Source organism: Dyella sedimenti (assembly GCF_022760995.1).
GTDB classification, from domain to species: Bacteria; Pseudomonadota; Gammaproteobacteria; order Xanthomonadales; family Rhodanobacteraceae; genus Dyella; species Dyella sedimenti.
In genome coordinates this window covers 232,454-245,031 of record NZ_JAKWJO010000006.1, presented here as the reverse complement: position 1 = coordinate 245,031, position 12,578 = coordinate 232,454, and the positions used below count along the sequence as shown (strand labels likewise).

The window sequence follows — 12,578 nt, the reverse complement described above, 5'->3', positions numbered from 1 at the left end:
CGCCTTACTGGCCGCCATTGTCCTGGTCCTGGGCGGAGCGGCCTTTGCCCCACTCGATGACCTTGTACATCACCGGCTTCACCGGCTCGCCGGCCTGGTTGGTCCAGGCGCCCTTCTGGTCGACCATGTAGGTCTGCGGGATGCCGCCCTTGGGCGTCACCACCACCATGTAGAGCTGGCCGCTGCGACGGTATTCCTGGATGGTCTGGTCGCCTTCGGTGCGTACCGACACGGTGGGCGGCGCATCGCCGCGGGCATCGCGCTGCGATTGGCCCGAGGAGGTGGGCTGCTGGCTCATGGTGGCGGCGGTATCGGCCGGGTTGCCGGTACCCGACTTGGGCGACGGGATGGGCGCCGGCGTTGCGGCCTTCACGCCCGGATCGTTCATGCCCGGCGGCGGCGGTGCCGGTGGGAACTGGCTGGCCGACTGCTGGGCCAGCGCATTCGAGGCAACCGCCGCACCAAGCACGGCAAGCAACGCGACAGATTTCATGGGATGGCCCTCCTGGGGAACGTGCAGCATAGCAGCGTGGAATGCCGGGACTCGTGAACCGGCCCCCCGACACTCTCCATGCGACAATCCCTGCCATGCCCAAGCTCATCCTCATCGACGGTTCCTCCTACCTCTACCGCGCCTTCCACGCCCTGCCCCCGCTCAGCAATTCGCAGGGCGAGCCCACCGGGGCGCTGTTCGGCGTGGTCAACATGCTGCGCGCCACGCTGAAGGCCAGACCGGACTACGTGGCCTTCGTCAGCGATGCGCCGGGCCCGAATTTCCGCAACGCGCTGTACGAGCTGTACAAGGCCAACCGGCCGCCCATGCCGGACGACCTGCGCGCCCAGGTGGAGCCCATGCTCGCCATCGTCGGCGCGCTGGGCTTCCCCATCCTGCGCGTGGACGGCGTGGAGGCGGACGATGTGATCGGCACGCTGGCCGAGCAGGCGCACGCGCAGGGCATCGAGGTGGAGATCTCCACCGGCGACAAGGACCTGGCCCAGCTGGTGCGCCCGGGCATCACCCTGGTCAACACCATGACCAACACCACCACCGACGGCCCCGGCGTGGTGGAGAAGTTCGGCGTGGAGCCCGCGCAGATCGTGGACTTCCTCGCGCTCACCGGCGACGCCGTCGATAACGTGCCCGGGGTGCCCAAGTGCGGCCCCAAGACGGCGGCGAAGTGGCTGGCCGAGTACGGCACGCTGGACAACCTGATGGCCAACGCCGACAAGATCGGCGGCAAGATCGGCGAGAACCTGCGCGCGGCGCTGCCGCAGCTGCCGCTGTCGCGCCAACTGGTGACGATCAAGACCGACGTACCGCTGGACCTGCCCGTCACCGGACTCACGCTGCGCGAGAAGCATGCGGATGCGTTGCGCGAGCTGTTCATCCGCTACGAATTCAAGGCGGCGCTGAAGGAACTGGACGCCGGTGCCGTCGCCATCGGCGACGCGCCGGCGCCGGCCGGCGAGGAAGCCCATCCCCCGGTGATCCAGCGCGAGGCCGACGTGCCCGCGCTGAACATGCAGGGCCGGTACGAGCTGGTCACCTCCCAGGCCCAGCTCGACGCCTGGCTGTCCAGGATCGCCACCGCGCCGCTCATCGCCTTCGACACCGAGACCACCTCGATCGACAGCATGCAGGCCGACATCGTCGGGCTCAGCCTGTCGGTGGAGCCCGGCCACGCCTGCTACGTCCCGCTGACCCACGACTACCCCGGCGCGCCCGCGCAGCTGCCGCGCGACCACGTGCTCGCCGCGCTCAAGCCGTTCTTCGAGGATGCCAACCGGCCCAAGCTCGGCCAGCACGCCAAGTACGACATCAACATCCTGTCGCACTACGGCATCGCGCTGCGTGGGCTCCGGCACGACTCCATGCTGGAATCCTACGTGTGGAACGCCACCGCCACCCGCCACGACATGGACTCGCTGGCCAGGAAGTACCTGGACTACGAGACGGTCAAGTACGAGCAGGTGGCCGGCAAGGGCGCCAGGCAGATCCCGTTCTCGCAGGTAGACCTGGACAGCGCCTGCCGCTACGCCGCCGAGGACGCCGACATCACCCTGCGCCTGCACCACGCGCTGTGGCCCAAGCTGGAAAGCATTCCCGCGCTGCGCAAGGTGTACGAGGACATCGAGATCCCGCTGGTGCCGGTGCTGGCCGCGATGGAACAGCGCGGCGTGCTGATCGACGTGGCCGAGCTGCGCAAGCAGAGCCAGCAGCTGGGCAAGCGCATGCTCGAACTGCAGCAGGAAGCCTGGAAAGGCGCCGGCCGCGAGTTCAACCTCGATTCGCCCAAGCAGCTGCAGGCCATCCTGTTCGACGAACTGGGCCTGCCCGCCAAGCTCAAGACGCCCACCGGCCAGCCTTCCACCAACGAGGAAGCACTGGAGGCCATCGCCGGCGACCATCCGCTGCCGCGCCTGATCCTGGACTACCGCGGCCTGGCCAAGCTGCGCTCCACCTACACCGACAAGCTGGCCGAGATGGTCAACCCGCGCACCGGCCGCGTGCACACCAGCTACCACCAGGGCGCGGTGGCGACCGGGCGCATCTCCTCCTCCGATCCCAACCTGCAGAACATCCCGGTGCGCACCGAGGAAGGCCGGCGCATCCGCCAGGCCTTCGTGGCGCCGGAAGGCTGGGTGGTACTGGCGGCGGACTACTCGCAGATCGAGCTGCGCATCATGGCTCACCTGTCCGGCGACGAGGGCCTGCTCAAGGCCTTCCGGGAAGGCGGCGACGTGCACCGCGCCACCGCCGCCGAAGTGTTCGGCCTGCAGCCCGGGGACGTGACACCCAACCAGCGCCGCGCCGCCAAGGCGATCAACTTCGGCCTGATGTACGGCATGAGCGCCTTCGGCCTGGCCCGCCAGCTGGGCGTGGACCGCGGCGAGGCCGGCGACTACATGGCCCGCTACTTCGCCCGCTATCCCGGCGTGCACGCCTTCATGGAAGCCACCCGCGAACGCGCCCACCGCGACGGCTACGTGGAAACCCTGTTCGGCCGCCGCCTCTACCTGGACAACCTCAGCGCCCGCAACCAGGCCCTACGCGCTGGCGCCGAGCGAGCCGCCGTCAACGCCCCGATGCAGGGCACCGCCGCCGACATCATCAAGCGCGCCATGATCGACGTGCACGGCTGGCTGCTGCAGCGCGACGACGACGCCCGCATGCTGATGCAGGTGCACGACGAACTGGTGTTCGAGGTGCGCCAGGACGTGGTGGAGGAAGTGCGCGCCGGCGTGGTCGAGCGGATGTCGGGGGCGGCGTCGCTGGCCGTGCCGTTGCTGGTGGAGGCGGGAGTGGGAACGAATTGGGATCAGGCACACTGAGGTCGGCTTTTTCCTTGGCATGCCGCCCTCACTCCCCACCCTGTGGGAGCGCACCCTGTGCGCGACCTCCTTTTGTCCGGCGTAGGCCGGAATCCAGAGCCTCGGTTCTCGGTTGCCGCGCCTGCGCCAGGGTGCTCCTACAATAGGGAGGCGCGGAGCAGTAGCCGGCTAAACGTTGAAATTTCGTCAAATGAATCCCCGCTAACCAGAATTCCTCCAAAGCCTGCAACTTTTCCTCCGCCCCGCGTTCTCAATACTCGGATGCACGCAACGGCATCCCAGGCTCACCACCTCCCTGGATGAGCCACCCGGCAAGCGGGCCTCTCCCCTGGGCTGCGCTACCACCCCGGCCCCGAGGATTCCCCCCTAATCCTCGGGGCTTTTTTTCGCCCGCGGCCCGGCCTTGCACCGCGAAAGGACAGCGAGCACTCGAGCCGCTAGGATTTGCGCCATCCAACCGTCGGGCCGCATGGATGACGGCCTGCTTCGCCTCAAGGGTCCCGGCAGCGTGCGCACCAAGGGAAAAGTCACCTCGTTCGATATCGCCCACCTGGCCGGGGTCTCCCAGTCCACGGTGTCGCGCGCGCTGCGCGGCAGCCCGCTGGTCAACGAGGAGACCCGGCGGCGCATCCAGGCGGCGGTGGACGAGCTCAACTACAAGGTGGACAAGAACGCCTCCGGCCTGCGCGCGCGCACCACCGGCACGCTGGCGCTGCTGCTGTTCGAGGACCCGACGGCGGACGATTCGCACATCAACCCGTTCTTCCTGTCCATGCTGGGCTCGATCACCCGGGCCAGCGCGCAGCGCGGCTACGACCTGCTGATCTCGTTCCAGCAGTTCTCGCGCGACTGGCATGCGGACTATGCCGACAGCAAGAAGGCCGACGGCATCATCCTGCTGGGCTACGGCGACTACCTGGCCATCCGCGACAAGCTGCAGAAGCTGGTGGACCAGGGCACGCGCTGCGTGCGCTGGGGCGCGGTGCTGCCGGACCAGCCGGATATCTCGGTAGGCTGCGACAACGTCAGCGGCGGCCATGCGGTGACCGCGCACCTCGCCGGGCAGGGCTATCGCCGCATCGCCTTCCTGGGCGACGCCTCCAGTCATTACCCGGAATTCTTCGACCGCTACCGCGGCCATGCGCAGGCGCTGCGCGAAGGCGGGCTGGACGTGGAGCCGTTGCTGCAGGTGGACGCCGAGAGCACCGAGCGCTCCGGCTACGCGGCAATGGAGACCCTGCTGGCGCGCGGGGTGAGCTTCGACGCCGTGTTCGCCGCCAGCGACCTGATCGCCATCGGCGCCATGCGCGCGCTGGCCGACCACGGGCTGAAGGTGCCCGCCGACGTGGCGCTGGCCGGCTTCGACGACATTCCCATGGCCAGCTTCGTCAACCCGCCGCTGACCACGGTGCTGCAGGACACCAAGCTGGCTGGCGAGATCCTGGTCGACAACCTGCTGCGGCTGATTCGCCGCGAGCCGGCGGAAAGCGCGAAGCTGCCCGCGAAGTTGATCGTGCGGCAGTCGAGCCTCAGGCCGCGCTGATCGCTGCTGTCTTGATTTCCTGTGGGAGCGCACCTTGTGCGCGACAGCAGCCATGCGAAAGTCGCGCACAGGGTGCGCTCCCACAAGGGGGAAGGTATCTCTATCGCCGCGACGGCTCGGCCACCCGCAACGTGCATACGCCCGCCAGCAGCAGGCTGGCGCCGCCCATGGCCAGGGCCCAGATCGGCTGGCCGTGGAAGAACAGGCGCAGCAGCAGGGCCAGCACGCTGGCGGCCAGCAATTGGGGGATCACGATGAAGAAATTGAAGATGCCCATGTAGACGCCCATCTTCCCCGCCGGCAGGCTGTCCGACAGCAGCGCGTACGGCAGCGAGAGAATCGACGCCCAGGCGAAGCCCACGCCCACCATCGACAGCAGCAGCCACTGCGGGTCGCGGATCAGCAGGAACGACAGCAGGCCGATGCCGCCCAGCCACAGGTTCACCAGGTGGCTCACGCGCAAGCCCCAGCGGCGCACCATCCAGGGAATGGCCACCGCCGCCACCGCGGCGAAGGCGTTGTAGGCGGCGAACAGCACGCCGACCCAGTTGGCGCCCTCGTTGTAGGCGGCCGAGTGGGTGTCGGTGGTGCCGTAGTGCACCGAGGTCACGCCGGCCGTGGTGTAGATCCACAGCGCGAACAGCGCGAACCACGAGAACAGTTGCACCCAGGCCAGCCGCCGCATCGGCTCAGGCATGCCGTAGAGATCGCCCATCACCTGGCGCAGCATGCCCTGGCTGCGCGTGGCCGACAGCCAGGCGAACAGCGCGCCGAACGCCACCAGGCCGCCGCCCAGCAGGTACATCTCCTTCTCCAGCGCGTAGAGGTGGATCAGCGCCAGCAGCAGCGCGCCCAGACCCAACAGCAACAGGCCCACCCGCCAGGCGCCCGCCACCGGCGCGGCGACATCCTCGGTGGCGCCGTCGTCGAAGGCGCCGAGCTGTTCGGGCGGGTATTCGCGCGTGCTCAGCACCGTCCACAGCACCGAGCCCAGCAGCACCGCGCCGCCAAGGTAGAAGGCGTATTTCACCGTGTCCGGGATGCCGCCCTCGCCCGCCGCGTTGCTCACCCCCAGCTTGGCCAGCAGCCACGGCAGCAGCGAGGCCACTACCGAGCCCACGCCGATGAAGAAGCTTTGCATGGCGTAGCCGTGCGGGCGCTGGCGGGTCGGCAACTGGTCGCCGACGAAGGCTCGGAACGGCTCCATCGAGATATTGATGGAGGCATCCATGATCCACAGCAGTCCCGCCGCCACCCACAGCGTGGGCGAGTTGGGCATCCACAGCAGGGCCAGCGTGGTGAGCACCGCGCCGATCAGGAAATACGGCCGGCGCCGGCCCAGGCGCGTCCAGGTGCGGTCGGACAGGTGGCCCACGATGGGCTGCACGATCAGGCCCGACAGCGGCGCGGCGATCCACAGCACCGGGATGTCCGCCACGTCCGCGCCCAGCGTCTGGAAGATGCGGCTGACGTTGGCGTTCTGCAGCGCGAAGCCGAACTGGATGCCCAGGAAGCCGAAGCACATGTTCCAGATCTGCCAGAACGACAGCTCGGGCTTGCGCGTCATGGGGCGGACGGTCCCTGCGGCGCCGGCGACACGTGCATGGCCTGGACGTCGGCCGCGTTCACCGGACCGCCTGCTCCGCCCTGCTCGCCGGTGTAGTGCGCGTTGTGGCGCAGGTCGCTCATGTTGAATCCCTGGTCCATGCGGAAGCGGCAGGTCGCCCCGGCCGACGCGGAAAACGCCGCCGTGGTCGAACGCTGCGCGCCCACACTATGCGGCATCACCACCGGCACGCGTTGTGGCGCCGCACCATCGCAGGCCACTTCCAGCAGCTTCACCGCCGCCGTCACGCCGGTCTCGATCGTGCCATGGGCATTGGCGTAGTCGAACGACACGTCGAAGCGGCCGGTGGCGGGCGCCTTCCAGGTCCAGCCGTCCGTGCCGGCGATGCGCTGCTCCGCCCCCACGCAGGCGGGCAGGCCCGGCAACGATTCGAGGCCGTCCTGGTCCATGCGGGTGAGCTGGAAGCACTGGCGCGATATGCCCTTGGGCACCGACAGCTTGCCGTCGATCGATCCCACGCGGCGGCCATCGAGATACAGCACGCCCTTGGCCGGCGCCGCGATATCCCAGTGGTCGCCGGCATCGGTCACCGTCGGCGCGTCCGGCATGGCCGGCCCGAACAGCGTGGCGCCGGTACGCATTGGCGCCGCGCCGGAGTCGACGGCCTTGAGCTGGACCACCGTCTCGTCGCCCTCGCGGTGCTGCGCAGCGCTGACCAGCAGGTCGCCGTGCACCTCGGCGGGGCGCACCAGGGTGATGCGCTGCGTGCCGAGGTCGAGCGTGATGCGCTGCTGCCGGCCGAACAGCGTGGACAGCCACGACGCCGGCAGCTTCGGGGCGATGCGGCCATCGCTCTCCAGGCCGAACACGCCGCCGATCACCATGTCCAGGTAACCCGCCACCGACCATAGCTGGCGCGGCGAGTTGACCACCGGGCCGCTCAGCTTGCCTTCGTCCACGTGCACCGCCTGCGAGACCAGCTCGTAGTTCTCCATGTTCGAGCCGGCCAGCGCGGCGCCGCGCACCAGCGAATCCATCTCGTGGGCGATGCGCGGCGCATCGTCCACCGTGCGCGCGGCGCGCAGCGCATAGGCGCTGACGAACGGCCAGATGGCGCGGTTGTGGTAGACGGGCTGGTCGCGGCGCTCGGGCCAGATCACCGGACTGCCGGCCGGCCACGACGGATAGCTCGCCAGCGCCTGCCTGGCCCGTGCCGGGTCGGCCACGCCGCTGGTCACCGCCAGGGCGATGCCGAGCAGGTCGTAGCTGTCCACCGGCATCGCGCCGGGTCCGAGATAGCTCATGTACAGGCCGCGGTCGGCGCGCCAGAAATGCGCGTTGATCGCCTGCTTCAGTGCCTCGGCCTGCGCGCGATAGTCCTTCGCCGCCGCGTCGTGTCGCTTGTCCGCCAGTTGCGCGGCCAGTTGCAACGCCTGGTAGTGCAGCACGTTGGTGGACAGCGCGAAGGATTCGCCGATAAAGCGCACGTCCTTCTCCGTCCATGCCGGATAGGTCTGCTCGCGCCAGTCGAGGAAGGAGGTCTCGCCGCGATACAGGCCCAGCGCGCCGTCGAACACGTAGAGGCGATCCTGCGCCAGCGTGTCCTGCAGCGCCTGCCACGTCTCGTCGGCGAAGGAAGGATCGTCGAGCAGGTGGCGCGCGCCCAGGAACCACACTACGCGGTCGGTGCTGATCGGCCAGCTGCCGCCCGAACCGGTGTCCTGCATCACGTACAGGCCCTGCGGCGCCGCCGCGTCGCGCACGTCGGAGAGCTTGAAGCGCAACGACTGGCGCGCGCGCGCCGGATCGATGCGCCACAGCGACAGGTCCACCGAGTAGGACAGGTCGCGCGTCCACACGTAGGGCCACTTGTCGCCCGTGGCGAAGCACGCGCAGGGAATCTCCTTGCCGTGGTCGTAGGCGCCGTCCTTGATGGCCGCCACCGAATCGTGGCCGAGGTCGTCCTGCGCCATGGCGAACAGGCCGTCGAACAGCGTGCTGGCCGTATGCACGGCCAGCTTCTGCGCGGGAATGGCGTGGTCGCCTCGTGGCGCATGCAGCACGAAGCCGCCGCCCGCCTGCGCGCTCATGCTGGCCGACTGGCCGTTCCACTGGATGCCGTCATGGGCATCGATCACCCCGGCCTGCGCGGCGCCCGCGGCGAGCCATGCCGCCAGGGCCAGCGCCAGTCGCGTGCGCTTCACGCCCTGCCCGCCCCTCATGGCGCCACCGCCATGCCGTCAACACGAATATCGCGCGCCTGTCCTGCCTGCAGCTTCACGTAGGTCACCTCTCCGAAACGGTCTCGTCCGCGTGCCCAGCCTTCCGACGTCGACGCGCGCAGGGCGCCGATGGTGCCAAGGTCCGGCAAGGGTTTGCCAGCGCTGGTGACCGCCGAGCCGGCCCCCCCGTGGATGGCCAGCACGTAGTCGCGCAAGGCCGGCTTGAAGGTGCCGCCGGGGGCGGCGGCGCGGAAGTCCACGCCATCGCCCTCGCGGCGCGTGGCCAGCGCCTGCAGGAAGTACGCGCCCTTCTCGTAGGCGTAGGTGGCGCCATCGTCGTCGTAGACGTCGAAGCGCGTTTCCTCGCCGGAAGGAAACACCTGCACGTCCAGCGACGTCACCGGCTGCTGGCCCACGTAGTCCATCACCGGCTGCTGCGGGATGATGGCGCCCTCGCGGATGAACAGCGGGATATCGCTCCAGCCCTTCGCGTCGACCGCCAGCGTCACCTCGCGGCCGCCGTCGTAGGCCTTGCCGTCGAACCAGCCAATCCAATGTCCGGGCGGCAGCCGCAGGTGCTTGGTGGTCTGGCCCTGTTCGACGATGGGCGAGACCAGCAGGTAGTCGCCGAACATCCACGCGTCGATGCGGTCGCGCTGCCTGGGATCGCCCGGGTAGGCGAACGGCAGCGGACGCACCAGGCCCACGCCGTCGGCGTGCGCGTGGTACTCGTAGCTGTAGATGTACGGCAGCAGCGCGTAGCGCAGGCGGATGGCGTCGGTGGCCGCCTTCTCCGCGATGGGTCCGTACACCCACGGCTGGCGTTTCTGGCCGAAATCGCCGTGCACGCGGAACACCGGCGTGAACGCGCCGAACTCGATCCAGCGCGCGTAGTTCTCGTCGCTGGGCCTCGGCGACTTGAAGCCGCCGCCGTCCATGCCCCAGTGCATCGCCCCCACGTCGAAGGCGGCCAGCATGCGCTGGCGCTGTGCCGCCATGCTGGCGAAACCGCTCTGAATGTCGCCGGACCACACGCCGTAGGCGTAGCGCTGCGAGCCCAGGTAGAAGTTGCGGTTGATCGACCACACGCGCTGCTCGCCGTGCGCGCGCTGGCCGTCGTACAGGGCGCGCTGCATGTTGAGGAACTGCGTGTCGACGCCGCTGTCGTCCGCCTCGTCGTTCCACCAGCCCACGATGCCTGTGTCGAAGGAGGCCTTCAGCGCATCGTTGAAGAACCAGGCGCGCGCCTCGGGCTTGTCGAAATCGATGTCGCGCACGGTCTTGTGCGAGAAATAGTCCGGCGCCGGCTTGGACTCGGCCAGCCAGTAGCCCTTCGCCGTTGCCTCGCGGCCTTCCACCGTGTCCAGGTGCACGCGCGGCTTCATGATGCCGGTCATGTGCATGCCGCGCTGGTCCATCAGCTGCTTGAGCCTGCCGCTGGGGCCATCGGGAAACTTGTCGGCGTTCCAGCGGAACTCGCCCATGTCCTCGCCCCACGCCTTCCAATCGAAGTCGAAGGTGAAGTTGTCGATGGGGATGTGCCTGGCGCGGTAGGTGTCCACCAGCGACAGCGCTTCCTTCTCGTCGATACCCCACTGGCTGTTGGTGAAGCCCATCGCCCACTTGGGGAACAGCGGCGCGGCGCCGCTGAGGCTGCGCACCTCGCCGAACAGCTCGTCGGGGCGGCCGGCCAACAGGTAGACGGTGCGCACCGGCGTGTCCGCGTCGATGGCGATGGCGCCATCGGCAAGCTCAAACCGCGCCGGTTCGGCATCGGCCAACACGCCATAGCCGGCGGTGCTCCACACCAGCGGCGCGCCGGTGTGGCCCTGCTTGCCGGCGGTGGCGACCTGGGCGCCGCTGCGCAGCAGGTCGCCGGTGGCGGCGTCGAAGGCGTTGAGGCCGCCCACGCCGTACTGCGGGTCGCCCTTGGCATGGCGCAGCGACCAGCGGCCGGCGAGCGCATGCGAAAGATCAGCGTCCAGCAGCAGCCGGCCGGTGGCGTCCTCCATGCGCAGCTCGGCGCGTTGCGGGTTCCAGCGCAGCACCAGCCGCTCCGAACGCAGCACCTGCTCGCCGCCTTGCTGCTCGCGATGCGCGGGCACCGGATCGAAGCTGGCCTGCGGGTCGATCACCGGCGTGGCCGGTTCGCGCACGCCCTCCGCGCGCAGTTGCACGATGCCCGGCGCCAGCAGGCGCAGTTCGAGTTTGCCCTGCGGCAGTTCCAGCGCCATGCGGTCGGCGGCGGCATCCGCCGCTGGCGCGGCGGCCGCGCAAGGTGCGGCCGGCGCGGCCAGCAAGGCCAGGGCAAGCAGGCGCGCGCGCATCACTGCACCACCGCGCTGCTGTAGGCGGGCAGGCTCAGCTGGCCATGGACCAGCGTCACCTCGGGCTTGCTCTTGAACAGCACGGCGCCTTTCCTGGGCAGCAGCTTCGCCGCCGGCTTCCATGCGATGGCCTTGCCCGAAAGGTTGTGCACCACCAGCACGCGCTGCTTGCCGTCATCGCGCCAGAACGCGAACAGGTGCGGGTTGCCGGTGCCGACGACTTCCAGCTTGCCGTCGCGCAGCGCGCCGCTCTGCGCGCGCCAGCCGATCAGCGTGCGATAGGTGTTGAACAGAGAGGTGGGATCGTCCTGCTCGGCCTGCACTGACACCGCCTGGCCCTGGTTCACGCTGGAAGGTTTCCAGCGCGACTCGCCCGGACCTGCCTCACGCTGCCAGCGCATCGGCTCGCGCAGATTCTCGTCGGGCTTCCTGCCTTCCATGCCCAGTTCCTCGCCGTAGTAGATGTACGGACGGCCGGGCAAGGTCAGCAGCATCGCCGCGGCCATGCGCATATGGTCGAGGTTGCCGTCGAGGCGGCTCATCACGCGTTCCTGGTCGTGGTTGGACAGGAAGGTGGAGTCGATATGGGGCGCGTCGCCCGCGATGGCGTAGGCGGCGTAGGTGTCCTTGAGCAATTGGTCGAGCCGGCCGGTCTGCTCGCCGCGGGCGCTCAGGATCAACTGCTCGGCCAGCGGGAAGTCGAAGATCGAGCCCAGCGGCTTGAGATACGGCGCCAGTTCCCTTGGCGACTTGGCGCTGACCTCGCCGACCAGGGTCACGTTCGGGTTCACCTTGGCCAGCGCGGCGTGGTATTCGGTCCACCACGCGGCATTCTTCTGCACCGCCTTGGGACTGTGCTCGTCGGACTTGAAGTCGACGTAGATGTGCTTGGCCGCATCCAGGCGGAATCCGTCCACGCCCTTGCCCAGCCAGTACTGGCCCACCTTGATCATCTCGGCACGCACGGCCGGGTTGTCGTAGTTGAGGTCGGGCATGTGGCCGCCGAACACGCCGATGTACCAGCCCTCGCCGCCCTGGTGCCAGATCGGCGTATCGGTGGCGCTGATGGCGCGAAGGTCCGGCCGCTGGAGCGACCAGGTGTACCAGTCGCGATGCGCCTCGCCGGTCTTCTGTGCGTCGGCGAACCACGGGTGGTCGCTGCCGGTATGGTTGATCACCATGTCCATGGTCACCGCGATGCCACGCTTGTGCGCCTCGTCGACCAGGTGCTGCAAGTCGGCCACCGTGCCGTACTGCGGGTTGATGCCGTAGTAGTCGGTGATGTCGTAGCCGTGGTAGCTGGGCGAGACGTTGATCGGCATCAGCCAGATGCCGCTGATGCCGAGCGACTTGAGGTAATCGAGCTTGGCGGTGACGCCGTTGAGGTCGCCGATGCCATCGCCGTTGGTGTCGTACCAGGCGCGCACGAAGATTTCGTAGTAGACGCCCGAGCCTTGCGTCGTCGCCGGCGCGGCCCCGCCGGCAAGCGCGGTGGCGGGATGGGCGGCGCCCGTGCCCAGGGCGAGCCCCAGCAGGAGGGCGAGAGATTTCAGCGAGGAATACCGCGACATGCCTTGCTCCATTCG

The 12,578-nt window shown here is 68.9% G+C and carries 7 protein-coding genes; 2 read left to right on the top strand and 5 right to left on the bottom strand.

What is annotated here, in order from left to right; all coding sequences use genetic code 11:
- Nucleotides 1-4 precede the first annotated feature (4 nt).
- Nucleotides 5-493: a DUF2782 domain-containing protein gene (locus MJ605_RS14190; protein WP_243042187.1), complete on the bottom strand. Its 489-nt coding sequence runs from the start codon at nt 491-493 to the stop codon at nt 5-7.
- A 95-nt stretch (nt 494-588) separates the two neighbouring features.
- Here MJ605_RS14190 and polA point away from each other — a divergent pair, with 95 nt between their 5' ends.
- Nucleotides 589-3,333 carry a DNA polymerase I gene (polA, locus tag MJ605_RS14185; RefSeq protein WP_243042186.1) on the top strand — a complete coding sequence of 915 codons (2,745 nt, stop codon included), beginning with the start codon at nt 589-591 and terminating at the stop codon, nt 3,331-3,333.
- A 469-nt stretch (nt 3,334-3,802) separates the two neighbouring features.
- A complete protein-coding gene (locus MJ605_RS14180; protein ID WP_243042185.1) occupies nt 3,803-4,876 on the top strand; it encodes a LacI family DNA-binding transcriptional regulator in 1,074 nt (357 codons plus the stop codon).
- A gap of 100 nt (nt 4,877-4,976) precedes the next feature.
- On the opposite strand, the gene MJ605_RS14175 is transcribed toward MJ605_RS14180, so the two are convergent.
- The 4 genes from MJ605_RS14175 to MJ605_RS14160 are packed head-to-tail and all read right to left on the bottom strand — an operon-like array spanning nt 4,977 to nt 12,563.
- Nucleotides 4,977-6,443: an MFS transporter gene (locus MJ605_RS14175; RefSeq protein ID WP_243042184.1), complete on the bottom strand. Its 1,467-nt coding sequence runs from the start codon at nt 6,441-6,443 to the stop codon at nt 4,977-4,979.
- Nucleotides 6,440-8,665, bottom strand: a complete 2,226-nt coding sequence (locus MJ605_RS14170; protein ID WP_425601015.1) for an alpha-L-rhamnosidase-related protein — start codon at nt 8,663-8,665, stop codon at nt 6,440-6,442. Before MJ605_RS14170 ends, MJ605_RS14175 begins: the two co-directional genes overlap by 4 nt.
- Nucleotides 8,662-10,992, bottom strand: a complete 2,331-nt coding sequence (locus MJ605_RS14165; protein ID WP_243042183.1) for a glycoside hydrolase family 31 protein — start codon at nt 10,990-10,992, stop codon at nt 8,662-8,664. The genes MJ605_RS14170 and MJ605_RS14165 overlap by 4 nt, the downstream gene beginning before the upstream one ends.
- Nucleotides 10,992-12,563, bottom strand: coding sequence for an alpha-amylase family glycosyl hydrolase (locus tag MJ605_RS14160; protein WP_243042182.1), 1,572 nt, complete (start codon nt 12,561-12,563; stop codon nt 10,992-10,994). Before MJ605_RS14160 ends, MJ605_RS14165 begins: the two co-directional genes overlap by 1 nt.
- Between the last annotated feature and the right edge of the window lie 15 nt (nt 12,564-12,578).

Coding starts and splice junctions, on each gene's coding strand:
- polA (WP_243042186.1), top strand. CDS start 589: ATGCCCAAGCTCATCCTCATCGACGGTTCCTCCTACCTCTACCGCGCC.
- MJ605_RS14160 (WP_243042182.1), bottom strand. CDS start 12,563: ATGTCGCGGTATTCCTCGCTGAAATCTCTCGCCCTCCTGCTGGGGCTC.
- MJ605_RS14175 (WP_243042184.1), bottom strand. CDS start 6,443: ATGACGCGCAAGCCCGAGCTGTCGTTCTGGCAGATCTGGAACATGTGC.
- MJ605_RS14180 (WP_243042185.1), top strand. CDS start 3,803: ATGGATGACGGCCTGCTTCGCCTCAAGGGTCCCGGCAGCGTGCGCACC.
- MJ605_RS14170 (WP_425601015.1), bottom strand. CDS start 8,665: ATGAGGGGCGGGCAGGGCGTGAAGCGCACGCGACTGGCGCTGGCCCTG.
- MJ605_RS14190 (WP_243042187.1), bottom strand. CDS start 493: ATGAAATCTGTCGCGTTGCTTGCCGTGCTTGGTGCGGCGGTTGCCTCG.
- MJ605_RS14165 (WP_243042183.1), bottom strand. CDS start 10,992: ATGCGCGCGCGCCTGCTTGCCCTGGCCTTGCTGGCCGCGCCGGCCGCA.